Origin of the sequence: Pseudomonas sp. yb_9 (assembly GCF_043103635.1) — a bacterium.
Taxonomy (GTDB): domain Bacteria; phylum Pseudomonadota; class Gammaproteobacteria; order Pseudomonadales; family Pseudomonadaceae; genus Aquipseudomonas; species Aquipseudomonas monteilii.
In genome coordinates this window covers 24,775-50,886 of the sequence record NZ_JBICKA010000067.1, presented here as the reverse complement: position 1 = coordinate 50,886, position 26,112 = coordinate 24,775, and the positions used below count along the sequence as shown (strand labels likewise).

At 62.9% G+C, this 26,112-nt stretch carries 19 protein-coding genes; 12 read left to right on the top strand and 7 right to left on the bottom strand.

What is annotated here, in order from left to right; translation table 11 throughout:
- Positions 1–12: 12 nt before the first annotated feature.
- Positions 13–1,938: a transglycosylase SLT domain-containing protein gene (locus ACF8MI_RS18525; RefSeq protein ID WP_164524269.1), complete on the bottom strand. Its 1,926-nt coding sequence runs from the start codon at positions 1,936–1,938 to the stop codon at positions 13–15.
- A gap of 221 nt (positions 1,939–2,159) precedes the next feature.
- On the opposite strand from ACF8MI_RS18525, the gene ACF8MI_RS18520 reads away from it, so the two are divergent.
- Positions 2,160–4,088, top strand: coding sequence for an ATP-binding cassette domain-containing protein (locus tag ACF8MI_RS18520; protein WP_060498869.1), 1,929 nt, complete (start codon positions 2,160–2,162; stop codon positions 4,086–4,088).
- A gap of 64 nt (positions 4,089–4,152) precedes the next feature.
- Here ACF8MI_RS18520 and ACF8MI_RS18515 read toward each other — a convergent pair whose 3' ends face one another.
- Positions 4,153–4,593 (bottom strand): universal stress protein, encoded by a 441-nt coding sequence (locus ACF8MI_RS18515; RefSeq protein WP_060498870.1) that lies wholly within the window; start codon positions 4,591–4,593, stop codon positions 4,153–4,155.
- 110 nt (positions 4,594–4,703) lie between these two features.
- On the opposite strand from ACF8MI_RS18515, the gene ACF8MI_RS18510 reads away from it, so the two are divergent.
- The 7 genes from ACF8MI_RS18510 to ACF8MI_RS18480 all read left to right on the top strand — a co-directional run bounded on the left by ACF8MI_RS18510 (position 4,704) and on the right by ACF8MI_RS18480 (position 13,135).
- Complete coding sequence (locus ACF8MI_RS18510; RefSeq protein WP_060498871.1) at positions 4,704–5,141, top strand: hypothetical protein; 438 nt, start codon at positions 4,704–4,706, stop codon at positions 5,139–5,141.
- A 611-nt stretch (positions 5,142–5,752) separates the two neighbouring features.
- On the top strand, positions 5,753–7,900 hold the full coding sequence (gene fadB / locus ACF8MI_RS18505; RefSeq protein ID WP_104835247.1) for a fatty acid oxidation complex subunit alpha FadB: 2,148 nt from the start codon (positions 5,753–5,755) through the stop codon (positions 7,898–7,900).
- 31 nt (positions 7,901–7,931) lie between these two features.
- Positions 7,932–9,107, top strand: a complete 1,176-nt coding sequence (gene fadA / locus ACF8MI_RS18500; RefSeq protein WP_013971712.1) for an acetyl-CoA C-acyltransferase FadA — start codon at positions 7,932–7,934, stop codon at positions 9,105–9,107.
- A 78-nt stretch (positions 9,108–9,185) separates the two neighbouring features.
- The gene (locus tag ACF8MI_RS18495; protein ID WP_025754461.1) at positions 9,186–9,437 is read left to right on the top strand and encodes a DUF1653 domain-containing protein; all 252 of its coding nucleotides are present in this window, start codon (positions 9,186–9,188) and stop codon (positions 9,435–9,437) included.
- Between the two features lie 100 nt (positions 9,438–9,537).
- Positions 9,538–12,147 (top strand): type I DNA topoisomerase, encoded by a 2,610-nt coding sequence (gene topA, locus ACF8MI_RS18490; protein ID WP_200929222.1) that lies wholly within the window; start codon positions 9,538–9,540, stop codon positions 12,145–12,147.
- Between the two features lie 188 nt (positions 12,148–12,335).
- Complete coding sequence (locus ACF8MI_RS18485; RefSeq protein ID WP_060498881.1) at positions 12,336–12,851, top strand: DUF6586 family protein; 516 nt, start codon at positions 12,336–12,338, stop codon at positions 12,849–12,851.
- 50 nt (positions 12,852–12,901) lie between these two features.
- Positions 12,902–13,135: a hypothetical protein gene (locus ACF8MI_RS18480; RefSeq protein ID WP_003248777.1), complete on the top strand. Its 234-nt coding sequence runs from the start codon at positions 12,902–12,904 to the stop codon at positions 13,133–13,135.
- Between the two features lie 50 nt (positions 13,136–13,185).
- Here ACF8MI_RS18480 and sulA read toward each other — a convergent pair whose 3' ends face one another.
- Together sulA and lexA are read right to left on the bottom strand one after the other, a co-directional pair.
- On the bottom strand, positions 13,186–13,662 hold the full coding sequence (sulA, locus tag ACF8MI_RS18475) for an SOS-induced cell division inhibitor SulA (RefSeq protein ID WP_200929223.1): 477 nt from the start codon (positions 13,660–13,662) through the stop codon (positions 13,186–13,188).
- A gap of 13 nt (positions 13,663–13,675) precedes the next feature.
- Positions 13,676–14,284: a transcriptional repressor LexA gene (gene lexA, locus ACF8MI_RS18470; RefSeq protein WP_016714901.1), complete on the bottom strand. Its 609-nt coding sequence runs from the start codon at positions 14,282–14,284 to the stop codon at positions 13,676–13,678.
- A gap of 215 nt (positions 14,285–14,499) precedes the next feature.
- On the opposite strand from lexA, the gene ACF8MI_RS18465 reads away from it, so the two are divergent.
- From ACF8MI_RS18465 to nagZ, 3 genes are read left to right on the top strand one after another with little or no spacing between them, the layout of a single operon-like run.
- Positions 14,500–15,207: a TetR/AcrR family transcriptional regulator gene (locus ACF8MI_RS18465; RefSeq protein ID WP_060498875.1), complete on the top strand. Its 708-nt coding sequence runs from the start codon at positions 14,500–14,502 to the stop codon at positions 15,205–15,207.
- A gap of 40 nt (positions 15,208–15,247) precedes the next feature.
- Positions 15,248–15,772: a L,D-transpeptidase gene (locus ACF8MI_RS18460; protein ID WP_060498876.1), complete on the top strand. Its 525-nt coding sequence runs from the start codon at positions 15,248–15,250 to the stop codon at positions 15,770–15,772.
- A 22-nt stretch (positions 15,773–15,794) separates the two neighbouring features.
- Positions 15,795–16,793: a beta-N-acetylhexosaminidase gene (gene nagZ / locus ACF8MI_RS18455; protein WP_177337101.1), complete on the top strand. Its 999-nt coding sequence runs from the start codon at positions 15,795–15,797 to the stop codon at positions 16,791–16,793.
- Positions 16,794–16,920: 127 nt separating this feature from the next.
- Here the strand turns inward: nagZ and ACF8MI_RS18450 are convergent, their stop codons facing one another.
- The 3 genes from ACF8MI_RS18450 to mfd are packed head-to-tail and all read right to left on the bottom strand — an operon-like array spanning position 16,921 to position 24,298.
- The gene (locus tag ACF8MI_RS18450; protein WP_200929224.1) at positions 16,921–20,265 is read right to left on the bottom strand and encodes a DEAD/DEAH box helicase; all 3,345 of its coding nucleotides are present in this window, start codon (positions 20,263–20,265) and stop codon (positions 16,921–16,923) included.
- A gap of 1 nt (position 20,266) precedes the next feature.
- On the bottom strand, positions 20,267–20,839 hold the full coding sequence (locus ACF8MI_RS18445) for a CsiV family protein (RefSeq protein ID WP_060498878.1): 573 nt from the start codon (positions 20,837–20,839) through the stop codon (positions 20,267–20,269).
- 9 nt (positions 20,840–20,848) lie between these two features.
- Positions 20,849–24,298 carry a transcription-repair coupling factor gene (gene mfd, locus ACF8MI_RS18440; protein WP_104835241.1) on the bottom strand — a complete coding sequence of 1,150 codons (3,450 nt, stop codon included), beginning with the start codon at positions 24,296–24,298 and terminating at the stop codon, positions 20,849–20,851.
- A gap of 167 nt (positions 24,299–24,465) precedes the next feature.
- Here mfd and ACF8MI_RS18435 point away from each other — a divergent pair, with 167 nt between their 5' ends.
- The gene (locus ACF8MI_RS18435) at positions 24,466–25,929 is read left to right on the top strand and encodes a glyceraldehyde-3-phosphate dehydrogenase (RefSeq protein WP_060498880.1); all 1,464 of its coding nucleotides are present in this window, start codon (positions 24,466–24,468) and stop codon (positions 25,927–25,929) included.
- Positions 25,930–26,112 lie beyond the last annotated feature (183 nt).

The window sequence follows — 26,112 nt, the reverse complement described above, 5'->3', positions numbered from 1 at the left end:
GCTCAACAAACCTTACATGTCATCGAAATACCGCTCATGCCAATCCACCAGCGGCTGCGGCGAATTCAGCTTCTGCCCGTAAATCACCGAATACGACAGCACGTTCTGCACATACTGGCGTGTTTCGTCGAACGGGATCGACTCCACCCACACATCGAAGCTCAGGTGCTTGGCGCCTTTCAGCCACTGGCGAACACGCCCGGGCCCTGCGTTGTAGGCCGCCGAAGCCAGCACACGGTTGCCGTTGAACTGGCTGTGCACCTGGCTCAGGTACGCGGCGCCCAGCTGGATGTTTTTGTCCGGGTTCAGTACCTGCGCCGGTGACGCCAGGGGGATGCTGAACTTGCGCGCGGTTTCCTTGGCTGTGGCCGGCATCAGTTGCATCAGGCCGCTGGCACCCACCGGTGAGCGCGCATCCTCCATGAATGCACTTTCCTGGCGGGTGATGGCGAATACCCAACTCGAATGCAGGCCGCGAACCTTGGCTTCGCGCACCAGCGTGTCGCGGTGGGCCATCGGGAAGCGGATGTCCAGATCGTCCCAGTACTGCGCCTGGCTGATGGTGCGGATGGCCGGGAAGTACCAGCGCAGCTCATAGCCCAGGCGCGCCTGGGCAACCATTTCGTCGCGGGTGAAGTGGCGGCTGACGTGGTACCACTCGCGGCGGCCTTCGACGATCTGGCCGCGGGCATGGAATTCCAGCGCGCGCTGAATGCCGGGTGTGTTGCGTACCTTCTTGACCAGTTGCGGGCTCAGCAGCAGCGGCTTGTTGTTCAGCTGGTACGGTGTTTGTGCCCGGTCGGCAGCCAGGAAGCCATAGAAGTCGCGCTCACGCGCCACGGTCTTGTACAGCAGCGGGATCTGCGGGTTGTTCGGCTGTGCCAGCTCCAGGCTGCGAGCCTGCCAGTACTTCCAGCGGCTGCTGCTGGCCAGGTCCTGAGGCAGGCGTTTGGTCAGATCGTAAGCGTCTTCCCAGCGGCCCAGGCGCAACAGCAGGCGCAGGCGCCACTCGCTGACGGTGTTGTCGCGCAGCTCCGGGTCGTAGCGGGTCATCAGGTCGAGGGCGCGCGGGTCGTAACGGCGTGCCAGGGTCAGGCCGATTTCACGGGCGATGGCCACCTTCTCGTCGCGGGAAAAGTGCATGCGCTGGGCGTAATCGTCCAGCAAGGCCATGGCCCGCTCCGGGTCTTGGCGGGCCAGGCGGCGCAGGCCGAGGCTGACCACGTCGGACATGGCTTCGTTGACCGGGGTGAAGCGCGACGGCTGGTTGAGCAGCTCCGGTTTTTGCGCCACGTCGACCAGCAGGCGCCCTTGCGGGCCGAGGGTGGTCAGGGTCTTGACCAGGTTGTTGGCCAGGGCGTAGTTGCGCGCCTGGGCCGCCAGCTTGGTGCGTTCCCAGCGCTTGGCCTCGGTCAGCTGGCCTTCGGCGGCCCACATGCCGAACAGCGTGTCGCACGCGGCAGGTTGTGACTTGCCGACGTTCCACAGTTTGTCGGCCGTGGCGTAGCCCTCGGCACGCAACCCGTGGCTGAGCTGGTACTGGCCGTTGAGGCAGTCCAGTTCGGTGAAGTTGAGCTTGGGGTCGTAGTATTTGACGAAGGTGTCCCACTCGCCCCGTTCGGCCAGCCAGCGCAACCAGCGCAGTTTCATCCAGTTGGCCTGGGGCAAGTCGCCGTGCTTGGCGAGGAAACCTTCGATTTCCTGGTTGCTGGCGCTTTTCAGGCGGGCGGTAAGTTCGTCGTAGGCCAGGTAGGGCGTCAGCGGGTAGTCGTTCAGGGCCTGGGCGTAACGCAGGTACGGGCCTTTGTCGCCTTTGGCCAGCGCACGCTTGGCTTCGTCGTAGTACTGGCGTTGCAGGGTCAGGTCGGTGGCCTGCGCCGCGCAGGTGGCAGCGGTAAGCAGCAGGCAGGATGCAATATGTAACAGGCGGCTGCGCATGATACGTCCGGGCAGTTGAACCATGGGGAAGTGACGGCGGAGCCAGCACTGTTGAAAGCTATTGCCTTAGCTTAGCTGTTTGCCGGCAGCGGGTGAAAGCACTGTGCTTGTATCGGGATATTAAGTTCGACCGGATGTCGCCCGGCACTCGCCGGTTGGCCTGGCGGATGCCGTCGAGGGCCAAGTCAGGTAGAATGCGCGCCCGATTTATGGAGACCAACATGACCCTGCTCAAATTCAGCGATGTGTCCCTCGCATTCGGCGCCATGCCGCTGCTGGACAAAGTGTCCTGGCAGATCGCTCGTGGCGAGCGGGTGTGCATCATCGGCCGCAACGGCACCGGCAAGTCGAGCATGCTGCGCCTGGTCAAGGGCGAGCAGAAGGGCGATGACGGTGAAATCTGGCGTGCCCCGGGCCTGAAGATTGGCGAATTGCCGCAGGAACTGCCGGTGGCCGACGCGCGTACGGTGTTCGACGTGGTGGCTGCTGGCCTGGACGGCGTGGGCGAGTTGCTGGCGCAGTTCCATCACCTGAGCATGAACATCCAGGGTGACGAAGACCTGGAAAAGCTCATGCACGTCCAGCACGAGCTGGAAGCCCGTGATGGCTGGCGCCTGCAGCAGGTGGTAGAGAGCACCCTCAGCCGCCTGCAGCTGCCCGCCGACAAGACCCTGGCCGAGCTGTCCGGTGGCTGGCGCCGCCGTGTGCTGCTGGCACAGGCGCTGGTGTCCGAGCCCGACCTGTTGCTGCTCGACGAGCCCACCAACCACCTGGACATCGGTGCCATCGCCTGGCTCGAAGAAGCCCTGCGTGGCTTCAACGGTGCGGTGCTGTTTATTACCCACGACCGTTCCTTCCTGCAGAACCTGGCCACCCGTATCCTTGAGCTGGACCGTGGCGGCCTGATCGACTGGAACGGCGACTACGCCAGCTTCCTGGTGCACAAGGAGGCCGCACTGGCCGCCGAAGAAACCGCCAATGCGCTGTTCGACAAGCGTCTGGCCCAGGAAGAGGTGTGGATTCGTCAGGGCATCAAGGCCCGCCGCACCCGCAACGAAGGCCGTGTACGTGCGCTGAAAGCCTTGCGTGTGGAGCGTGGCGAACGCCGTGAGCGTCAGGGCAAGGCCAACATCCAGATCGAAGCGGCGGAAAAGTCCGGCAAGCAGGTGATGGTGCTGGACAACGTCAGCTTCCATCACCCTGACGGGCCGATGCTGGTCAAGGACTTCTCCATGGTCCTGCAGCGCGAGGACCGTATCGGTCTGCTGGGCGCCAACGGTACCGGCAAGACGACCTTGCTGAAGATGATGCTCGGCGACCTTGAGCCGACCGCAGGCAAGGTAGAGCGCGGCACCAAGCTCGAGGTGGCCTATTTCGACCAGATGCGCCACCAGCTCGACCTTGAAAAGACCGTGATCGACAACTTGGCCGAAGGCCGTGACTTCATCGAGATCGACGGCCAGAACCGCCACGTGCTGAGCTACCTGGGCGACTTCCTGTTCAGCCCGCAGCGTGCGCGCACGCCGGTCAAGGCGCTGTCGGGTGGTGAGCGTGCTCGCCTGCTGCTGGCCAAGCTGTTCAGCAAGCCGGCCAACCTGCTGGTGCTCGACGAACCCACCAACGACCTGGACGTGGAAACCCTCGAGTTGCTCGAAGAGGTGCTGTCCAACTACAAGGGCACTGTGCTGATCGTCAGCCACGACCGGGCCTTCCTCGACAACGTCGTCACCAGCACCCTGGTGTTCGAAGGCGAGGGCAAGGTGCGCGAGTATGTCGGTGGTTATGAGGACTGGATTCGCCAGGGTGGCTCGCCGAAGCTGCTGGGCGTGACCGAGAGCAAGGGCGGCAAGTCGGCCCTCAACAGTGCGGTGGTGGAGAAGGTCGAGGCCAAGCCTGCGCCTGTTGCTGCGCCGGTGGTGGAAGAAGCCTCGAAGAAGAAGCTCAGCTACAAGCTGCAGCGTGAGCTGGAGATGCTGCCGGGGCAGATCGACGCGCTGGAGCAGCGCATGGCTGAAGCCCAGGAAGAAGTGAATGCGGCGGGCTTCTATCAGCGGCCGATTGCGGAGACTTCGGCGGTGCTGGCCAAGATCGAGAAGCTGCAGGGTGAGCTGGATGTACTGGTAGAGCGCTGGGCTGAGTTGGAAGGCTGATCAGATTTCAATCTGTACTGGCCTCTTCGCGGGTAAACCCGCGAAGAGGCCAGTACAGGTTAAATCATTCCTTCTTCAGCAACCGCACCGCCAGCACATCACACGGCGCCCCATGCAGCACGTCATTGGCCGTGGAACCCAGCAACAATGCCAGACCGTGACGGCCATGGCTGCCGACCACGATCAGGTCGCATTTCTGGTCCTTGGCCAACTGGTGAATTTCCTGGCGCGGTTGGCCGTAAGTCAGGTGCGAGTCACCGCGTTTGATGTCCGGGTATTTGTTGAACAGGCGTTCCATGCGCTCTTTGGCCTGGTCGAACTGCTGCTGTTGCAGCTGCGACAGGTCCATCGGCACGTCACCGCCAAATGCCATGGCCATCGGTTCGACGATGTGCACCAGCGACACCTTGGCGTTCGAAGGCGCGGCCAGCGCCATGGCACGCTTGATCACCGGGTCGCATTCTTCGGTCAGGTCGACGGCGACCAACAAATGTTCGTATTGCATGAGCGGTACTCCTGACAATCGCGATAGAAGAAGTATGGTCGCTTTCGGGCGGGTCTTCCGTGAAAAATGGCTAACCAGCTCATTTGCAACGCTTTATGGGATCTACTGATATGACGGTATTGCTGGTGGTGTCAATCCTTGCGCTGATTCTCAGCCCGCTTTCCTGGCTGCGTTCCTCGCGCAAACAGAGTGAGCAGATGAAGCTGCGCCTGGAAGCGCGGCGCATGGGCCTGGCCATGCAGTTGGCGCCGCAGCAATGGCCGCACTGGCTGGAAAAGGAGCCGCCCAGCCCCTGCCCGCAGTACCATCGCGCCCGGCGCCGTGGGCACGAGGACAGCTTCAGCTTCTGGCAGGTCAGCCCGGGGGTGTGGTGGAACCAGTGGCGTGAACCCTGCGAAAATCCGCGCTTCGTGGAGGCCCTGGCGCGCTTGCCGGCGAGCGTTTACAAGGTCGAGGCGGATGCTCGGATGATCGCGTTGTACTGGACTGAGCGGGGCGATACGGCAGTATTGCAGGATGTTGCCTACGTCCTCGAAACCCTAGCCTGATACCTGCTTTGCACGGTCACTGTGGGAGCGGGCATGCCCGCGAACACCGGCGCAGCCGGTGCCAGCCACTGCGTTGAATGCTTCGCGGGCACGCCCGCTCCCACAGTGAATGCGGCGGTTTCAATCGCTATGAACGACAAAGCGGCGGCTTGGCAGAACCCTGAAGGGGTGGGGTGCCAAGTCGCCGCTTTGCGTTCTGCTGCGCAGAAAAGGCCAGGCAGGCCGGGTATTCATTCAAGCAAGTGCCAGTGTAGCCGCCCGGGGTTGTCGTGCAAGCGGAAAGTTGCAGCACGCTGCAAGTGGCTGTGGTCAATCGCTGACATGAATGGGCGGCGATCACTGTCATCATGTTTTGTACCAAGACGATACAAAATGACTGGAAAGTCGCGTTTTCGCCATGCTCGTGAGCATTTGACAACGCCGATCTTTTCGGAGAATGTGTGCACACCCAAATCAAACGGGCGTATGAATTGAGCGTTTGTATGTCGTGACGCCAAGCCATACTTCCGACTAGCGCGCTGACGGGTGTGCCTGGGGCGGGGCAGTTAGGCCTGCTTCTGCTGCAGCGATCGGCGTGTACAGTTCAGCTTCCATATCGTGGAGATCAGTTGATGATTTACGAAGGTAAAGCCATCACGGTTAAGGCTCTTGAAAGTGGCATCGTCGAGCTCAAGTTCGACCTCAAGGGTGAGTCCGTCAACAAGTTCAACCGCCTGACCCTGAACGAGCTGCGCCAGGCCGTCGATGCCATCAAGGCCGACGCCTCGGTCAAGGGCGTGATCGTCAGCAGTGGCAAGGACGTGTTCATCGTCGGCGCCGACATCACCGAGTTCGTCGACAACTTCAAGCTGCCCGAGGCCGAACTGGTCGCCGGCAACCTGGAAGCCAACCGCATCTTCAACGCCTTCGAAGACCTCGAAGTGCCAACCGTTGCCGCCATCAACGGCATCGCCCTGGGCGGTGGCCTGGAAATGTGCCTGGCCGCCGACTACCGGGTCATGTCCACCAGCGCCAAGATCGGCCTGCCGGAAGTCAAGCTGGGTATCTACCCGGGCTTTGGCGGCACCGTGCGCCTGCCACGCCTGATCGGCTCGGACAACGCCATCGAGTGGATTGCCGCCGGCAAGGAAAACCGCGCCGAAGACGCCCTGAAAGTGGGTGCCGTCGACGCTGTGGTCGCCCCTGAGCTGCTGCTGGCCGGTGCCCTGGACCTGATCAAGCGCGCCATCAGCGGCGAGCTGGACTACAAGGCCAAGCGCCAGCCGAAGCTGGAAAAGCTCAAGCTCAATGCCATCGAGCAGATGATGGCCTTCGAAACCGCCAAGGGCTTCGTCGCTGGCCAGGCCGGCCCGAATTACCCGGCACCGGTCGAAGCCATCAAGACCATCCAGAAAGCTGCCAACTTCGGTCGCGACAAGGCGCTGGAGGTCGAAGCCGCAGGCTTTGCCAAGCTGGCCAAGACCTCGGTTGCCGAAAGCCTCATCGGCCTGTTCCTGAACGACCAGGAGCTCAAGCGCAAGGCCAAGGCGCATGACGAAATCGCCCGCGACGTGAAGCAGGCTGCCGTGCTCGGCGCTGGCATCATGGGTGGCGGTATCGCTTACCAGTCGGCGGTCAAGGGTACCCCGATCCTGATGAAGGATATCCGCGAGGAAGCCATCCAGCTGGGCCTTAACGAGGCTTCCAAACTGCTCGGCAACCGCGTCGAGAAGGGCCGCCTGACCCCGGCCAAAATGGCCGAGGCGCTCAACGCCATTCGCCCGACCCTGTCCTATGGCGATTTCGCCCATGTCGACATCGTCGTCGAAGCCGTGGTCGAGAACCCGAAAGTGAAGCAGGCCGTGCTGGCTGAAGTGGAAGGCCAGGTGAAGGACGATGCGATTCTCGCCTCCAACACCTCGACCATCTCCATCAACCTGCTGGCCAAGGCGCTCAAGCGCCCGGAAAACTTCGTCGGCATGCACTTCTTCAACCCGGTGCACATGATGCCGCTGGTGGAAGTGATCCGTGGCGAGAAGTCCAGTGAAGTGGCGGTCGCCACCACCGTGGCCTACGCCAAGAAAATGGGCAAGAACCCGATCGTGGTCAACGACTGCCCGGGCTTCTTGGTCAACCGTGTACTGTTCCCGTACTTCGGCGGCTTCGCCAAGCTGGTCAGCGCCGGTGTCGACTTCGTGCGTATCGACAAGGTGATGGAAAAGTTCGGCTGGCCAATGGGCCCGGCGTACCTGATGGACGTGGTCGGCATCGACACCGGCCACCACGGCCGCGACGTGATGGCTGAAGGCTTCCCGGACCGCATGAAAGACGACCGCCGCTCGGCCGTCGACGCACTGTACGAGGCCAACCGCCTGGGCCAGAAGAACGGCAAGGGCTTCTACGCCTACGAAACCGACAAGCGCGGCAAGCCGAAGAAAGTCTTCGACGCCACCGTGCTGGACGTGCTCAAGCCGGTCGTCTTCGAGCAGCGTGAAGTCACCGACGAAGACATCATCAACTGGATGATGGTCCCGCTGTGCCTGGAGACCGTGCGCTGCCTGGAAGACGGCATTGTCGAAACCGCCGCCGAAGCCGACATGGGCCTGGTCTACGGCATTGGTTTCCCTCCTTTCCGCGGGGGTGCGCTGCGCTACATCGACTCGATCGGTGTGGCCGAATTCGTTGCCCTGGCCGATCAGTACGCCGACCTGGGGCCGCTGTACCACCCGACCGCCAAGCTGCGTGAAATGGCCAAGAACGGCCAGCGCTTCTTCAACTGAGCGGTCAACGAGCTAGAGCGAGAGATTTGATATGAGCCTGAATCCAAGAGACGTGGTGATTGTCGACTTCGGTCGCACGCCAATGGGCCGCTCCAAGGGTGGCATGCACCGCAATACCCGCGCCGAAGACATGTCGGCGCACCTGATCAGCAAACTGCTGGAACGCAACGACAAGGTCGACCCGAAAGAGGTCGAGGACGTGATCTGGGGCTGCGTCAACCAGACCCTGGAGCAGGGCTGGAACATCGCCCGCATGGCCTCGCTGATGACCCAGATTCCGCACACCTCCGCAGCCCAGACCGTCAGCCGCCTGTGTGGCTCGTCGATGAGCGCGCTGCACACGGCTGCCCAGGCGATCATGACCGGCAACGGTGATGTGTTCGTGGTCGGTGGCGTGGAGCACATGGGCCACGTCAGCATGATGCACGGCGTCGACCCCAACCCGCACCTGTCCTTGCACGCCGCCAAGGCTTCCGGGATGATGGGCCTGACTGCGGAAATGCTCGGCAAGATGCACGGCATCACCCGTGAGCAGCAGGACCTGTTCGGCCTGCGTTCGCACCAGCTGGCCCACAAGGCCACGGTCGAAGGCAAGTTCAAGGACGAGATCATCCCGATGCAGGGCTACGACGAGAACGGCTTCCTGAAGGTGTTCGATTTCGACGAAACCATTCGCCCGGAAACCACCCTCGAAGGCCTGGCATCGCTCAAGCCTGCGTTCAACCCGAAAGGCGGTACCGTCACTGCCGGTACCTCTTCGCAGATCACCGACGGCGCCTCGTGCATGATCGTGATGTCCGGCCAGCGCGCCATGGACCTGGGTATCCAGCCATTGGCGGTGATTCGTTCGATGGCGGTGGCCGGTGTCGACCCGGCAATCATGGGTTATGGCCCGGTGCCGTCGACCCAGAAAGCCCTCAAGCGTGCCGGCCTGACCATGGCCGATATCGACTTCATCGAGCTCAATGAAGCCTTCGCTGCACAGGCCCTGCCAGTGCTGAAAGACTTGAAAGTGCTCGACAAGATGGATGAGAAGGTTAACCTGCACGGCGGCGCCATTGCCTTGGGCCACCCGTTCGGTTGCTCCGGGGCACGTATTTCGGGCACCCTGCTCAACGTCATGAAGCAGAATGGCGGTACCCTGGGGGTGGCGACCATGTGCGTCGGCCTCGGCCAAGGTATCACCACTGTCTTCGAACGCGTCTGATCGCGTTGCGGGACAGCAGCCGGGGCCTTGTGCCCCGGTTTTTGTTTTTTTCAGGTTCAAGTCAAGAGGGTGGGCAACATGCAGATACAACCAGGCGTATACCGGCATTACAAAGGGCCTGAGTACCGTGTCTTCAGTGTTGCACGGCACTCCGAGAGCGAAGAGTGGATGGTGTTCTACCAGTGTCTGTATGGTGATTACAGCTTCTGGGTACGGCCACTTTCGATGTTCCAGGAGTCGGTCGAGGTTGACGGCGAGCAGGTGCCACGCTTTGCTTTGGTCAAGGCCGAAGAGGGGCTGCCCGGGTTGCTGGGCAAGTCGCACGCATGATCGTTCGAGCTTGACCTCACACTTTTGCCACTATATATAGCGGTGCCGCGTCTGGCACCTGACGCGTTTTTCATCTTCAGATTCAGGAATACTCCGATCCATGGGCAAATCGCTGGTCATTGTGGAATCCCCGGCCAAGGCCAAGACCATCAACAAGTACCTGGGCAACCAGTACGTGGTGAAGTCGAGTATCGGCCATATCCGAGACCTCCCCACCAGCGGTTCGGCCAGCGCGAGCAAAGAGCCAGCCGCCAAGCGTGGCAAGGCCGCGGGTGAGGCTCCGGCCCTTTCGCCAAAGGAAAAGGCCCGTCGCCAGCTGGTGGCACGTATGGGTGTCGACCCTGACCATGGCTGGAAGGCCAAGTACGAGATCCTGCCTGGCAAGGAAAAGGTGATCGAAGAGCTGCGCCGCCTGGCCAAGGATGCCGACACCATCTATCTCGCAACCGACTTGGACCGCGAAGGGGAAGCCATTGCCTGGCACCTGCGCGAAGCCATCGGTGGTGACGACACCCGCTATAAGCGCGTGGTGTTCAACGAAATTACCAAGAAGGCCATCCAGGAGGCCTTCTCGCAGCCAGGCGAGCTGGATATCGACCGGGTCAACGCCCAGCAGGCGCGCCGTTTCCTCGACCGTGTGGTCGGTTACATGGTGTCGCCGCTGCTGTGGGCCAAGATTGCCCGTGGCCTGTCTGCCGGCCGCGTGCAGTCGGTGGCGGTAAAGCTGGTGGTGGAGCGCGAGCGCGAAATCCGCGCGTTCATCCCGGAAGAGTACTGGGAGATCCACGCCGACCTGGGCACTGCCAAAAACGCCAAGGTGCGCTTCGAGGTGGCGCGCGAGAAGGGTGAGGCGTTCAAACCGCTGAACGAAGCCCAGGCCATGGCGGCGCTGGAGAAGCTCAAGGCTTCCAGCTACAGCGTGGTCAAGCGTGAAGACCGCCCGACCAGCAGCAAGCCATCGGCGCCGTTCATTACTTCCACCCTGCAGCAGGCGGCCAGTAACCGCCTGGGCTTCGGGGTGAAGAAAACCATGATGATGGCCCAGCGTTTGTACGAAGCCGGCTACATCACGTATATGCGTACCGACTCGACCAACCTGTCGGCCGATGCCCTGGACATGGCGCGCAGCTACATCGAGCGCGAGTTCGGCAAGCAGTACCTGCCGGAAGCACCGCTGGTATACGGCAGCAAGGAAGGTGCTCAGGAAGCGCACGAAGCGATTCGTCCTTCTGACGTGAATACCCACCCGACCAAGCTCAGTGGCATGGAGCGTGACGCCGAGCGCCTGTACGAGCTGATCTGGCGCCAGTTCCTGGCCTGCCAGATGCCGCCGGCGCAGTACCTGTCCACCAGCGTCACCGTGGCGGCTGGCGACTTCGAGCTGCGTGCCAAGGGCCGTATTCTCAAGTTCGACGGTTACACCCGCGTGCTGCCACAGCAGAGCAAGCCGGGCGAAGACGACGTGCTGCCAGAAATGGTCCAGGGCGAAGCGCTGAAGCTGATCCAGATCGACCCGAGCCAGCACTTCACCAAGCCGCCGGCGCGCTTCACCGAAGCCAGCCTGGTCAAGGAAATGGAAAAGCGCGGCATTGGCCGGCCCTCGACCTATGCGGCGATCATCTCGACCATCCAGGACCGTGGCTATGTGACCTTGCACAACCGCCGCTTCTATTCCGAGAAGATGGGCGACATCGTCACGGAGCGGTTGTCCGAGAGTTTCTCCAACCTGATGGACTACGGCTTTACCGCCGACATGGAAGAGAACCTCGACGACGTGGCCCAGGGTGAGCGGGACTGGAAAAACGTGCTCGACGAGTTCTACGGCGACTTCAGCAAGAAACTGCAGACTGCCGAGTCCAGCGAAAACGGCATGCGCGCCAACCAGCCGACCATGACCAACATTGCCTGTAAGGAATGTGGCCGACCGATGATGATCCGCACTGCTTCCACGGGTGTGTTCCTGGGTTGCTCGGGTTACAGCCTGCCGCCGAAAGAGCGCTGCAAGGCCACCGTCAACCTGGTGCCCGGTGACGAGATTGCCGCTGATGACGAGGGCGAATCGGAATCCCGCGTGTTGCTGGGCAAGCACCGCTGCCCGATCTGTGCCACGGCGATGGACGCCTACCTGCTGGACGAGAAGCATAAGCTGCACATTTGCGGTAACAACCCGGATTGCGCCGGCTACGAGATCGAGGAAGGCAACTACCGCATCAAGGGTTACGAAGGGCCGAGCCTGGAGTGCGACAAGTGCGGCAGCGAGATGCAATTGAAAACCGGCCGCTTCGGCAAGTTCTTCGGTTGCACCAATCCGGCGTGTAAGAACACCCGCAAGCTGCTCAAGAGCGGCGAGGCTGCGCCACCGAAGATGGACAAGGTGGACATGCCGGAGCTCAAGTGCGAAAAGGTCGACGACACCTACGTGTTGCGTGACGGCGCTTCGGGGCTGTTCCTGGCTGCCAGCCAGTTCCCCAAGAACCGCGAAACCCGCGCACCGCTGGTGCTGGAGATCGTGCCGCACAAGCATGAGATCGATCCGAAGTACCACTTCCTGTGCGATGCGCCGCAGAAAGACCCGGAAGGCCGCCCGGCGGTAATCCGCTACAGCCGCAAGACCAAGGAGCAGTACGTGCAGTCCGAGGTCGATGGCAAGCCGACCGGCTGGAAGGCGTTCTTCGACGGGAATGCGTGGAAGGTTGAAGACAAGCGCTGATCTGACGCTGCTGTAATTGGGGCCGCTTTGCGCCCCTTCGCGGGCAAGCCCGCTCCCACAGGTTCTGCGCCAGATTCAAGGGCTGCGCGAAACTTGTGGGGGCGGGCTTGCCCGCGAAGGGGCGCAAAGCGGCCCCAATCATTTATGATGCAGACATTCGCCTTGCAGCCTCATGGGAGGGCACAGAAATGGCCCAGGAACTCTACACCCGTACCAACCAGAAACTGTTCTTCGCTGGCCTCGCTCTGGAGTCCATGGCCAAGGCCGAGCAAAGCCAGGCCATGAACGCTCAAGGCCTGGTGCAGGCCGAGCGCGAATCGGCGCTGTTCCACCTGTACGGCGCGCTGCTGGGCTTGTGCCATGAAATCGGTGGTTTCTATCGCTTGCCGGTTGTGGCAACGGTTGAGCAGGCACTGGCTGACGACGCGCTGAATGGCATCGCCATCCCGGAAGTAGCTGAGCTACTGGAAATCGCCCGTCAGCGCGAAACCTGGCTGGCGCAAATGCTGGGTGCTTATGCCGATTTGTTCCGACCACCTGTCGCGAAGAAGGCGCCGAAAACTGACGTTACTCAACCCCTGATCCAGGCCGTCAATCTCGATGAGCCCGAGCATCCTGCACTGTCGCGTGCCGAACTGGAAAGCTGGCGCAACAACCTCAAGGGCTTGGTAAGACGTTTCCGCGACGCGTTGAGTGAGTGCTGATAGCCGCAACGGCTGGTACACTAGCGGCCTTTCGCGGAGAACTGCCATTTATGTCTACGTCGTTTCTGGAAATTGTCGAGTTGCCTGATGGCCGCATCGAACTGCGTCGCGCCGAGGATGAGGGCTCTCTGGTAACCCTGGATTTCTCGGAAGACGCCAAGGTGTTCCTGCAGGGTCAGCATGTGGAAGTGGCCAAGGCCATGCTCAGTGTGGGCGTGCAGATGGCCGGTCGCCTGATGGATGGCGAGCTTGAGCGTGATGAAGGGCCGCGTGTGCTGCACTAAAGGTGCAGTAACGTGTCAGGCTTTTTGAAGTGACAGGCAAAGCCTGAACATCAGCCTAGGCGGATGTTCAGGCTTTGTGCATTTCCGACACTGGCCGCGCGTAGCAACTGTTGGCGTGCAGTGGCATTGACGCTACCCAGCCAGCTCACCACGGTGTGGCTGAGGCCAAGGCGCAAGGCCTCGCAGGCTAGTTGCAGCGGGCTTTGATTGCTGCGAGGTTGCAGCAGCAAAATACGTTCACGGTTAAGCCCGGCATCGCGCAACCAGGCCTGGGTCAGGCTGGAGGGTGGAGCGATCAGGGTCAGCCAGCGGGCCTCGTCCTCTTCGCTCAGCTCGCGCAGTACCGGTGCCAGCAGGCTTTGGCAGTGCCCAGGGGCGCCGCGCAGCGACAGTTCGCTGAACAGCTCGGGTTGGCTGCTCTTGCGTGCCAGTTCACTGGCTTTCAGGCCCGGTAGCACGGGCTGGGCGAGAAATGCTTCGAACAGGGGCAACTGGGCTTGCTCGGGTGCGTGAATGAACGGCTGCATGACGCCTCCTGGATCAGCGGCGAATGACGCCGACGCTCAAGCCCTCGATCACCAGCTCCTGTTCTTTCAGGTCGACTTCGATGGGGGCGAATTCGGGGTTCTCGGCAAGCAGCCATACCTTGCTGCCTTCACGCTTGAAGCGCTTGACGGTCACTTCGTCGCCGATGCGCGCCACCACGATCTGGCCGTTGCGGGCTTCGCGGCAGGTGTGTACCGCCAGCAGGTCGCCGTCGAAGATGCCGACGTCTTTCATGCTCATGCCGTGTACGCGCAACAGATAGTCGGCTTGGGGGTGGAAGAAGGCGGGGCTGATGTTGCAGGATTGCTCGATGTGCTGTTCGGCAAGGATCGGCGCGCCGGCAGCAACCCGGCCGATGATCGGCAGGCCGCTTTCTTCGGCTTTGGCTTCCAGGCCGGGAATGCGGATGCCGCGTGAGGCGCCCGGGGTCATCTCGATGGCGCCTTTGCGGGCGAGGGCCTTGAGGTGCTCCTCGGCGGCGTTGGGCGACTTGAAGCCCAGCTCCTGAGCGATCTCGGCGCGCGTCGGCGGGAAGCCGTTGTCTTCCAGGCAGCGTTTGATGAACGCGAGAATTTCGGCTTGGCGTGGCGTCAGTTTCAACATGGTGAGCGCTCTGTCTTTTTGTACAGTGACTGGAATTATATACAGTACTGGATGCGCTGCAAGCCAAAAGGCGCAATAAACAGCAGAGGTGGCGCTTGCAGCCGGCCGTCTGGCGCTTTTAAATGGCGACCGCCCGGTCACCGAGCCTTGACAGAAGCAGGGCTGAAACGTATGTTTCAAACACCTGTTTGTCTGGCGGAGTACCCGGAGTAGTCATGGCCCAATCGGAAACCGTTGAACGCATTCTCGATGCTGCCGAGCAGTTGTTCGCGGAAAGGGGGTTCGCCGAAACCTCGTTGCGGCTGATTACCAGCAAGGCCGGGGTCAACCTGGCGGCCGTCAACTATCATTTCGGCTCCAAGAAGGCGCTGATCCAGGCGGTGTTCTCGCGCTTCCTCGGCCCGTTTTGCGCCAGCCTGGAGCGTGAGCTGGAGCGGCGTCAGGCCAGGCCGGAACAAAAGCCCAGCCTTGAAGAGCTGCTGGAAATGCTGGTGGAGCAGGCGCTGGCGGTGCAGCCTCGCAGCAACAATGACCTGTCGATCTTCATGCGCTTGCTGGGCCTGGCTTTCAGCCAGAGTCAGGGCCACCTGCGGCGCTATCTGGAAGACATGTATGGCAAGGTATTCCGCCGCTACATGCTGCTGGTCAACGAGGCCGCGCCACGCATTCCACCGCTGGAGCTATTCTGGCGTGTGCACTTCATGCTCGGTGCTGCGGCCTTCAGCATGTCCGGTATCAAGGCCCTGCGGGCGATCGCCGAGACCGACTTCGGCATCAATACCTCGATCGAACAGGTGATGCGCCTGATGGTGCCGTTCCTGGCGGCCGGCATGCGTGCCGACAGCGGTGTCACCGATGACGCCATGGCCAGCGCCCAGTTGCGCCCGCGTACCAAGACCAGCGCTACCACCGCCAAAGCCTGAAGGCTGGGCGGGGCAGGGCGCTTCGGCTAAGCTAGCGCCCATGCCCGACCTCAATCTGTTGCACATTTCCCTTGCCGACCAATGCCTGTACGGTTTTGCCCGTGGCCAGTTGCGCGTGCGCGTGCCCGTGTCCACGGCGCGTAACGGCGCCGGCGAGCGTAACGGTTCGGGGTGCACGCCGCGCGGCCTGCATCAGGTGCGGGCAAAGATTGGCGCAGGCCTGCCGCTGAACGCGGTACTGGCCGGGCGGCGCTGGACGGGTGAGGTGTGGTCGCCGGAACTGCACGCGCAAAACCCGGAGCGCGACTGGATCCTCACCCGCATCCTCTGGCTCAGCGGCTGCGAACCTGGTGTCAACCGCCTGGGTGCAGTCGACACGTTCCGCCGCTATATCTACCTGCACGGCACTGCGGATACGGAACCCATGGGCGTAGCGTTGTCCCATGGCTGCATACGCCTGCGTAACACCGACTTGCTAAGCCTGTTCGAGCGGGTGCCGGTCCATTGCCCGGTGCGCATCGAACAAGCCGCCTGCCCCCAGTGGGCTTCTCTCAGTCTTCAATGAAGGATTACCCATGACCGTCAGCCTGCAAGGCTCCCTGATGGTGGATATCGCCGGTAAATGGCTGACCGCCGAAGACCGTCACTTGCTGCGCCAGCCCGAAGTGGCTGGCCTGATCATCTTTGCCCGCAACATCGATAGCCCGCGCCAGGTGCGTGAGCTGTGTGCGTCGATCCGCGCCATTCGTCCCGACCTGATCCTGGCGGTAGACCAGGAAGGTGGCCGTGTGCAGCGCCTGCGTCAGGGCTTTGTGCGCCTGCCGGCCATGCGTGCGCTGGCCGACAATGACAATGCCGAGTACCTGGCCGAGCAATGCGGCTGGCTGATGGCGACCGAGGTGCTGGCGGTTGGCCTGGACCTGAGCTTTGCCCCGGTGCTCGACCTGGACCACCAGCGTAGCGCCGTGGTTGGCAGCCGCGCCTTCGAGGGTCACCCGCTGCGTGCCACGCAACTGGCCGGGGCCTTCATTCGCGGTATGAATGCGGCGGGCATGGCCGCCTGTGGCAAGCATTTCCCGGGGCATGGCTGGGCCGAGGCCGACTCGCATGTGGCCATCCCTACCGATGAGCGCAGCCTGGAGCAGCTGCGCCAGGCCGACCTGGTGCCGTTCACCCGCCTGAGCGGGCAACTGGCAGCGGTGATGCCGGCGCATGTCATCTACCCGCAGGTCGACAACCAGCCGGCCGGCTTCTCGCGGCGCTGGCTGCAGGACATCCTGCGTGGCGAGCTGGGCTTTGACGGGGTGATCTTCAGTGATGACCTGTCGATGGCCGGGGCGCATGTGGTGGGTGATGCGGCCAGCCGTATCGAAGCGGCGCTGAGTGCCGGCTGTGACATGGGCCTGGTGTGTAACGACCGGGCGGCGGCGGAGCTGGCGCTGAGTGCGGCGCAACGGATGAAGGTGAAGCCCTCGCCGCGAATTGCGCGGATGCGTGGGCAAGGGTTTGCGCGGACCGACTACCGGCAGCAGCCGCGCTGGCTGGAGGCGTTGGGGGCGCTGAAGGAAGCTCAGTTGATCGATTGACCGTGTTGGCTTCTTCGCGGGCATGCCCGCTCCCACAGGTACAGCATCGCCCTTGAGGGCATTGATAATCCTGTGGGAGCGGGCGAGCCCGCGAAGAGGCCAGTACAGGCAACAGAAGATGAAAGGTTTAGCGCCCGCGCTTGCCTGGCAATGGCGCAAACAGCGCCTCGATTTCCTCATCCCCCATGCGCCATTGTCCGGCCTGCCCGCCATCCAGCAGGCTTGCCGCCAGCGCCGCCTTTTCCTGCTGCAACAGCTGAATCTTCTCCTCCACCGTCCCCCGCGTAATCAGCTTGAACACGAATACCGGCTTGTCCTGGCCAATGCGGTAGGCGCGGTCGGTGGCCTGGTTTTCACTCGCCGGGTTCCACCAGGGGTCGAAGTGGATCACCGTGTCCGCAGCCGTCAGGTTCAGCCCCACACCACCCGCCTTGAGGCTGATCAGAAACACGTCGCTTTCACCTTGCTGGAATTGCTGCACCGGCGTGCGACGGTCGCGGGTGTCACCGGTCAGCAGGCTGTAGCGGATCTTGCGCTTTTCCAGCTCCTGCTCGATCAATGCCAGCATCGAGGTGAACTGCGAGAACAACAGTACCCGGCGCCCTTCGCTGAGCAGTTCTTCGAGCATTTCCAGCAGCGCACCCAGCTTGCCCTTGTCGGCCTGGTTACCCTTGCTTTCCACACCCTTGACCAGGCGCAGGTCGCAGCACACCTGGCGCAGCTTGAGCAGGGCGTCGAGAATGACGATCTGGCTGCGGGCGGCGCCATTGCGGGCGATTTCGTCACGCACTTTCTTGTCCATCGCCACGCGCACGGCCTCGTAGGTGTCGCGCTGGGCGTCGCTCAGCTCCACCCAGTGCACCATCTCGGTCTTGGCTGGCAGCTCGGTGGCCACCTGTTCCTTGGTGCGGCGCAACAGGAACGGGCGAATGCGTGTCACCAGGTGAGCCAGCCGCTCGCTGTCGCCGTGGCGTTCGATGGGGGTGCGGTAGTCCTGGTTGAAGCGCTTCAGGTCACCCAGCCAGCCGGGCATCAGGAAGTGGAAGATCGACCACAGCTCGCCTAGGTTGTTTTCCATCGGCGTGCCGGTCAGGCACAGGCGCTGGTTGGCCTGCAGCTCGCAGACGGCGAGTGCGGCCTTGCTGGTGCTGCTCTTGATGTTTTGCGCCTCGTCCAGCACCAGTACATGCCAGGGTTGGCTGCGCAGGTGTTCGAGGTCGCGTGGCACCAGGGCATAGGTGGTCAGCACCAGGTCGTAGTCGTGCAGCGTGGCGAAATGCTTGCTGCGCCCCGGGCCTTGCAGGGCCAGCACGCGCAGGTCGGGGGCGAAACGCTGGGCTTCGTCCAGCCAGTTGGGCACCAGGCTGGTCGGCATCACTGCCAGGGCGGGAGCGGTCAGGCGCCCGGCCTGCTTTTCCAGCAGCAGGTGCGCCAGGGCCTGCAGGGTCTTGCCCAGGCCCATGTCGTCGCCCAGGATGCCGCCGGTGCCCATTTCGTGTAGTGCCTGCAGCCAGTTAAGGCCCTGTTGCTGGTAGGGGCGCAGGCTGGCCTGCAGCCCTGTCGGCGGGGCTACCTGCAAGTCGCGGGCGTCGCGCAGGCGGCGGCCCAGATCCCGCACATGTGCACCACCTTCCCAGTGCAGGGGCAGGCCTTCGATATCGTTCAGGCGTGCAGCATCGGCGCGGTCCAGGCGCAGGGACGGGCCGGCTACGTCTTCGTGCAGGTACAGCTCGCCCAGGGTGCCCATTACTGCCTTGAGGCGGCCGTAGGGCAGGGCAACGCGCAGGGCCGAGGCATCGAGGCGGCCGCGGTTGAGGTCGATCAGCAGGTGCTCGTCGTCGCTGCGCCGGGCCAGTTCGCTGGGGCGCAGCAATTCCGGGTTGCTGCGCAGCAGTTGCAGCACGATCGGCAGCAGGCTGTGGCGCTGGCCATCGACCACGATACCCAGCTCCAGGTCGAACCATTCATGGCCGGGGGCTTCGTCGATGGTGGCGTACCAGTCGTCCACCTCTTGCAGGTTGAAGGCGAAATCGCGGTGGATGTCGATGTCCCACCCGGCCTCGCGCAGGCGTGGCAGGCCTTCGCGGGCAAAGCGCAGCCAGGCTTCGTCGTCTGGCAGCTGGAACATTTCGCCGGCGCTGTCAGGCAGGGCCTTGCTTTGCCGGGTGGCGGCCTTGAAGCCCAGGTCGCGCAGCACCTTGCGCAGCGCCTGCTCGGCCTGCGGCTGGCGGCGGATGCGCTGGCTGGTGTTGTCGACCAGGCGGGTCAGCGGTTTTTCGTCGCTGCCGCTGGCGCGTAAACCGTCGTAGTCGAACGCCAGTGCGGCCCGATGCTGCATCTGCCGCTGCATACGGCCGGTCTTGGGCATGTAGGCGCTGAATTCGAGGCTGCCCAGCGTCAGGTGCGGCCTGGGTTGAACACTGTCGATCTCTTCACTGCGTACGCTTGTAGGCGTTGGCACCTGGCGATTCAGCGCATTCAACCGGTGGCTCAGGGGGATGATCAAGTGTTCGGGCACCGTAGGTGCGCTTGCCAGTTGGCTGGCAATGAACGGGTCAAGATCATGCGCAAGCTTGCCAGTCATGCCCGTCTGGGTGTCGATGTAATAGAGCGGGTCGAGCGGCAGTGCCATGTCATGCAACCGCTCATCATGGTGCCACGCACCACGATAGCTGCCGTTCTCAAGCCTCATCCAGCGAAACTCGGCCGGCAGTGTCGGCCCGGGGGCGAGTGGCAACAATTGCTCGCCATAGATCAGACGGCCACTGGCCAATGCGAACTCGTACAGCTCTGCGCCTTGCTTTCCTTCCAGTCTTGCGATGGGCATGTTGGTGTTTTTGCCAAGGGCGTCAATCAGCCTGAGGATGCGCAGGTCCTCATCCGTGACGTAACGTGGCGTGTAGTAGAGCATCTCAGGCAGCGAGCTGGCACGGGCGAGTTTCAGCTGGCCATCGGCTTCGCGGGTGCCTTTGGCTACGCTGAGCGTGCAAAGGCCGCGCTCATTAACGACCTTGTAGTAGAGCGACGGGCCTTTGCGCTTGGCAGGCTCGGCAGGCTTTGTTGGCGCTTCCAGAGCTTCGACCCAATGGGCGAGTTCAGGTGGGAGGTCCAGAGAGTGCCGGGAGGCGTCAACAGGTGGGTGAGGGGCATCATGGCTGCCTTCGGCGTAATCCGGCCCCCGCTCCAGCAAATAGAGCGCAGCTGCGCAATGCTTGCAATTTTCTCCTACCGGGCAAGAGCAAGTGCCCTCACACTCCAGGCCATCTTCGGTCATGTTCAGCGTGATGCGCTGGTAGTAGGTCCGGCCTGCGGAGCCTGCGCACTGGGCGCGAATCGTCATGTCGAGGATCGATACGATTTCGCTTCTGCCTTCCTCGGCATAATCCAGGCCGCGTTGCAGAGACTTGCGGTCAAACGCAAACGTCCAGCCGTCGTGCTCCCGCACAAAGAACTGCGCATCGCTCTCGCTCACATCACTGCTCCATCATTTCCGGGTCCATCACCGGCATTTTCGGCGTGCCCGGCGGCGTCACCTTCAGCAGCACGGCCAGGTGGCCGCCGTCGAGGAAGGTCAGCTGGCCGCCCTTGACGTTGCTGTTGCTTTGTTTGAACTGCTCGCTTTGCAGCACGCTGCCGTTGCCGTCCAGCTGGTTGACCCAGAAATTGGCATCGACCGTGATGAAGCGGCCTTCAGCGATGCTGAGGTTGCCTTCGATGGGGAAGTGGCCGAACTGCTCGGCGCCTTCGCCCAGGGCAATGCGGCTTGGCTCGCTGCCCACCTGTTGCTGCCAGGCCTTATGCATTAACACGGTGTAGTCGGCAGTGGCTTCCAGGCGGGTGGCTTCGTCTTCCAGCGCCAGGCGGCGCTCGGCGTCCTTTTCCAGGCGTGGGGCGCCGGCGCTCCAGTTTTCCGGGGCGAACGGGCTGGTGAAGGCGGGCACGGCGTTTTGCCGCACCAGGATCATTTCAACCTGATACAGGCCTTCGGCGAAGGCGGCTGGCGCAAACAGCGCCAGCAGCAGGGTCAGGCTACGGATGGCACGCATGGATCTTCCTTAGGCAGGCTGTGGGGTCAGGCGCTCGAACAGCGCCTCCAGGGTGTTGAAACGTTCGTCGGGGCGCTCCATCGGCACCAGGAAGCGGAACTGGGTCGCGCCTTCGAACTTGTAGCGTTTGGGCTGGCCCTGAATCAGCTTGATCAGGGTCAGCGGGTCGACCGGGGTTTCGGCCTCGAACTCGAGCTTGCCGCCATTGGGGCCGGCGTCGACTTTCTTGATGCCGAGCTTTTCCGCAAGCAGCTTGAGCGAGGTCAGGCGCATCAGGTTTTTGGTCGGCTCCGGCAGCAGGCCGAAGCGGTCGATCATTTCCACTTGCAGGTCTTTGAGGCCTTCTTCGTCGGCCGCCGAGGCAATGCGCTTGTACAGGATCAGCCGTGCGTGCACGTCGGGCAGGTAGTCTTCGGGGATCAGCGCCGGCAGGCGCAGGTTGATCTCCGGGCCACCGCCCAGTGGCTGTTCGAGGTTCGGCTGGGTGCCTTTGCGAATCGCCTTCACCGCACGTTCGAGCATCTCCATGTACAGGGTGAAGCCCACCGCCTGGATCTGCCCGCTTTGACCTTCGCCCAGCAGCTCGCCCGCACCGCGGATTTCCAGGTCGTTGGTGGCCAGCACGAAACCGGCGCCCAGGTCCTGGGTGTTGGCGATGGCCTCCAGGCGTTTTTCGGCGTCGGCGCTGACTTTTTGCCGGGTGGGCGTGAGCAGGTAGGCGTAGGCCTGGTGGTGGCTACGGCCGACCCGGCCACGCAACTGGTGCAACTGGGCCAGGCCGAACTTGTCGGCACGCTCGATGACGATGGTGTTGGCGCTGGGCACGTCGATGCCGGTTTCGATGATGGTCGAGGCCACCAGCACGTTGAAGCGCTTGTGGTAGAAGTCACTCATCACCTGTTCCAGCTCGCGCTCGCGCATTTGCCCGTGGCCAATCCCGATGCGCGCCTCGGGTACCAGTTCGGCAAGGTCGGCGGCGCATTTTTCGATGGTTTTCACATCGTTGTGCAGGTAGTACACCTGGCCACCGCGCAGCAGTTCACGCAACAGCGCTTCCTTGACCGTGCTCTTGTTCTGTTCCATGACGAAGGTGCGCACCGACAGGCGGCGCGCCGGCGGCGTGGCGATGATCGACAGGTCGCGCATGCCCGCTACCGCCATGTTCAGCGTGCGCGGAATCGGCGTCGCGGTGAGGGTAAGGATGTCGACCTCGCTGCGCAGGGCCTTCAGTTGCTCCTTCTGGCGCACGCCAAAACGGTGTTCTTCGTCGATGATGGCCAGGCCCAGGTCCTTGAAGCGCACATCGTCCTGCAACAGCTTGTGGGTGCCGATGAGGATGTCGATCTTGCCTTCGGCCAGGTCGGCGGCAGCGGCGGCCACTTCCTTGGCGGATTTGAAGCGGCTCATCACTTCCACGGTCACCGGCCAGTCGGCGAAGCGGTCGCGGAAACTGTTGTAGTGCTGCTGGGCGAGCAGGGTGGTGGGCACCAGCACGGCCACCTGGCGGCCGCTGTGCACGGCGATGAACGCGGCGCGCATGGCCACTTCGGTTTTGCCGAAGCCGACGTCGCCGCACACCAGGCGGTCCATCGGCTTGGGTGCCAGCATGTCGGCACGCACGGCTTCGATGGCGGCTTGCTGGTCCGGGGTTTCTTCGAACGGGAAGCCAGCGCTGAAGGTGGCGTAGTCGGCAGACGGGTCGGCAAACGCATAACCCTTGCGCGCAGCGCGGCGGGCATAGATGTCGAGCAGCTCGGCGGCCACGTCGCGCACTTGTTCGGCGGCCTTGCGCTTGGCTTTCTGCCAGGCCTCCGAGCCCAGCCGGTGCAGCGGCGCCAGCGCGTCGTCGCTACCGGTGTAGCGGGCGATCAGGTGCAGGTTGGCCACCGGCACATAGAGCTTGGCGTTCTCGGCGTATTCCAGGGTAAGGAACTCGGCGGCCTGGCCGTCGATTTCCAGGGTGGCCAGGCCCAGGTAGCGGCCCACGCCGTGGTCAATGTGCACCACTGGCGCGCCTTCGCGCAGCTCGGTGAGGTTCTTGATGACGGCGTCGTTGGCGGTTTCGCCACGCTTGTCGCGGCGTCGGCGCTGCATCACCCGCTGGCCGAACAGCGGGCTTTCGGCCACCAGGGCCAGGCCTGGGTCGTCCAGCACCAGGCCGTCGTCCAGCGGGGCAATGGTGATTGCCAGGCGCTCGCTGCCGGTAATGAAATCGTCCCAGCCGTCGACGGTATGCGGGCGCAGCTTCAGCCGGTCGAGCAGCTCCAGCAACACTTCGCGGCGGCCCGCCGATTCGGCGGTGAACAGCACGCGGCCGGGGAACTGGTCGAGGAAGTTGGCCAGTTCGGCCAGCGGCTGGTTGGCCTTGGCCTCGATGGCCAGGTTGGGCAGGGCGCGTGCCGGGAAGCGCTCGCGGCCCGCGCCCGGTTCGAGGTCATCGCTGCTGACCACCACCCGCGGCCATTGCTTGAGCCGGGCGAAGCAGTCTTCCACCGGCAGGAACAGCTCGGCCGGTGGCAGCAGTGGCCGGCTCAGGTCGCCGCGACGGTCTTCATAACGCCCGCGCACGTCGTTCCAGAAATGTTCGGCGGCCTGTTCCACACCGGGCAGGGAGAACACCTGGGTGTCGGCTGGCAGGTAGTCGAACAGGGTCGAGGTTTCTTCGAAGAACAGCGGCAGGTAGTACTCGATGCCGGCGGGGATGATGCCGCTGGCCAGGTCCTGGAAGATGGCGCTGCGGCGGAAGTCGACGTCGAAGCGCTCACGGAAACGCGCCTTGAAACGGGTCACTTCCTCTTTCTGCATCGGGAATTCGCGCGCGGGTAGCAGGCGCACCGAATCCACCTTGTCGATCGAGCGCTGGGTCTCGGGGTCGAAGGTGCGCAGCGTCTCGATCTCGTCATCGAACAGGTCGATACGGTAGGGCAGTTTGCTGCCCATCGGGAACAGGTCGATGAGCGCGCCGCGCACGGCAAACTCACCATGCTCGTACACGGTGTCGACGCAGCGATAGCCGCTGGCCTCCAGGCGTGTACGCATCTGTTCCACGTCGATGGTCTGGCCCACATCCAGCACCAGGCTGCTGCCCAGCAGAAAGCGTGTGGGTGCCAGGCGGTGCAGGGCGGTGGTGACCGGCACCACGAGGATGCCGTGGCTCAGCTCCGGCAGGCGGTACAGGCTGGCGATGCGCTGGGAAATGATGTCTTGGTGTGGCGAGAACAGGTCGTAGGGCAGGGTTTCCCAATCGGGGAACGGCAGCACCGGCAGGTCCGGGGCAAAGAAGCGCAGCTCCTGTTCCAGACGGTCGGCGGCCTGGCTGTCGGCCGTCAGCAGCAGGGTGAAGCGGCCAGCACTGCTGGCGGCCTCGGCGATGGCAAGGCTGAGGGCGGCACCGGGCAGGTTGCCCCAGGTTTGTTTGCCGGCCGTGGCCGACATTTGCGGTAGGCGCAGAACTGACACGGGAGATTGCACTCCAAGCGTTGCGGCAAAGAGACCGATTGTACCGGTGCCAGTGCCGCCTGTCAGGCTTGAAAGGGCATGAACGCTGGCTTGCGTGACTGCGACAGGCGCTCATTGCCGGTTCTGCGTTGGGGCGTCATAATGTAGCCCCTTTTTTCTGTCCCTACATGTGGAAGGTTCCCGTGACTCAGAAGCCCGACCAGTGTCTTGGTGAGTGGATTGATCGTGAAGCCCTGGCTGAAGCGATGATCCCGCTTATCGGTCAGCTCTACCGCAACAACAACGTGGTGAGCTCGATTTATGGCCGCAGCCTGATCAACCGTTCGGTTATCTCGATCCTCAAGGCGCACCGCTTTGCGCGTCATCGTCAAGCCGACGAAACCGAACTGTCCGTCCACGAGACATTCCCACTGCTCAAGGCCATGAGCGAGCTGAAACTGGGCGCCGCTTCGGTCGACCTGGGCAAGCTGGCCAACAAGTTCAAGCAGGAAGGCAATGGCCGCACTGCCGAGCAGTTCGTCCGTGAAGAGCTGGCTGAGGTGGTTGGCCAGCAGAACGCTTCGGCCCGTAAAGGCACCGACGTTGTCCTCTACGGCTTTGGCCGCATCGGCCGCCTGCTGGCGCGCATCCTGATCGAGAAGACCGGTGGTGGCGACGGCCTGCGCCTGCGTGCCATCGTCGTGCGCAAAGGCGCCGAAAACGATCTGGTCAAGCGTGCCAGCCTGTTGCGTCGTGACTCGGTTCACGGCCCGTTCGATGGCACTATCACCATCGACGAAGCCAACAACACCATCACCGCCAACGGCAACCTGATCCAGGTTATCTACGCCAAGAGCCCGAGCGAAGTCGACTACACCCAGTACGGCATCGACAACGCGCTGATCGTCGACAACACCGGCGTATGGCGTGACGCTGACGGCCTGGGCCAGCACCTGGCCTGCCCGGGCGCTGCCCGCGTGATCCTCACCGCACCTGGCAAGGGCGCGCTGAAGAACATCGTGCACGGCATCAACCACGGTGACATCGCCGCCGATGACAAGATCATCTCGGCAGCTTCCTGCACCACCAACGCCATCGTGCCGGTGCTCAAGGCCATCAACGACCAGTACGGCATCGTCAACGGCCACGTCGAAACCGTTCACTCGTTCACCAACGACCAGAACCTGATCGACAACTTCCACAAGGGCAGCCGTCGTGGCCGTGCCGCGCCGCTGAACATGGTCATCACCGAAACCGGCGCCGCCACCGCTGCCGCCAAGGCACTGCCAGTGCTGAAGGGCAAGCTGACCGGCAACGCCATTCGCGTACCGACGCCGAACGTTTCGATGGCCATCCTGAACCTGAACCTGGAAAAGGCCACCAGCCGCGACGAGATCAACGAGTACCTGCGCCAGACCGCCATGCACTCAGAGCTGCACAAGCAGATCGACTACGTCAGCTCGCAGGAAGTGGTTTCGACCGACTTCGTCGGCTCGCGCCACGCCGGTGTGGTTGACGCTGAGGCCACCATCGCCAACGACAACCGCGTTGTTCTGTACGTCTGGTACGACAACGAGTTCGGTTACAGCTGCCAGGTGGTTCGCGTGATGGAAGAGATGGCCGGTGTGAACCCGCCAGCGTTTCCACGCTAATGCGCTTGTAAGGCAATGAAAAAACGGGAACCTTCGGGTTCCCGTTTTTTTTGCCTGGAGAAAGTTGTGTGGCGCCTGTTAGATCGAGCGCCGCCCGCGCGGCGCATCGCGAGCTGCGCTCGCTCCTACGTTTGTTTCGGGCCAATTATTCCTGTGGAATTTGCGCGCGAACGCCTTGGTGCA

Bases quoted from the DNA above. Each gene is read 5' to 3' on its own strand.
- ACF8MI_RS18525 (WP_164524269.1), bottom strand. From the start codon at position 1,938: ATGCGCAGCCGCCTGTTACATATTGCATCCTGCCTGCTGCTTACCGCT.
- ACF8MI_RS18520 (WP_060498869.1), top strand. From the start codon at position 2,160: ATGACCCTGCTCAAATTCAGCGATGTGTCCCTCGCATTCGGCGCCATG.
- ACF8MI_RS18515 (WP_060498870.1), bottom strand. From the start codon at position 4,593: ATGCAATACGAACATTTGTTGGTCGCCGTCGACCTGACCGAAGAATGC.
- ACF8MI_RS18510 (WP_060498871.1), top strand. From the start codon at position 4,704: ATGACGGTATTGCTGGTGGTGTCAATCCTTGCGCTGATTCTCAGCCCG.
- fadB (WP_104835247.1), top strand. From the start codon at position 5,753: ATGATTTACGAAGGTAAAGCCATCACGGTTAAGGCTCTTGAAAGTGGC.
- fadA (WP_013971712.1), top strand. From the start codon at position 7,932: ATGAGCCTGAATCCAAGAGACGTGGTGATTGTCGACTTCGGTCGCACG.
- ACF8MI_RS18495 (WP_025754461.1), top strand. From the start codon at position 9,186: ATGCAGATACAACCAGGCGTATACCGGCATTACAAAGGGCCTGAGTAC.
- topA (WP_200929222.1), top strand. From the start codon at position 9,538: ATGGGCAAATCGCTGGTCATTGTGGAATCCCCGGCCAAGGCCAAGACC.
- ACF8MI_RS18485 (WP_060498881.1), top strand. From the start codon at position 12,336: ATGGCCCAGGAACTCTACACCCGTACCAACCAGAAACTGTTCTTCGCT.
- ACF8MI_RS18480 (WP_003248777.1), top strand. From the start codon at position 12,902: ATGTCTACGTCGTTTCTGGAAATTGTCGAGTTGCCTGATGGCCGCATC.
- sulA (WP_200929223.1), bottom strand. From the start codon at position 13,662: ATGCAGCCGTTCATTCACGCACCCGAGCAAGCCCAGTTGCCCCTGTTC.
- lexA (WP_016714901.1), bottom strand. From the start codon at position 14,284: ATGTTGAAACTGACGCCACGCCAAGCCGAAATTCTCGCGTTCATCAAA.
- ACF8MI_RS18465 (WP_060498875.1), top strand. From the start codon at position 14,500: ATGGCCCAATCGGAAACCGTTGAACGCATTCTCGATGCTGCCGAGCAG.
- ACF8MI_RS18460 (WP_060498876.1), top strand. From the start codon at position 15,248: ATGCCCGACCTCAATCTGTTGCACATTTCCCTTGCCGACCAATGCCTG.
- ACF8MI_RS18445 (WP_060498878.1), bottom strand. From the start codon at position 20,839: ATGCGTGCCATCCGTAGCCTGACCCTGCTGCTGGCGCTGTTTGCGCCA.
- ACF8MI_RS18435 (WP_060498880.1), top strand. From the start codon at position 24,466: ATGTGGAAGGTTCCCGTGACTCAGAAGCCCGACCAGTGTCTTGGTGAG.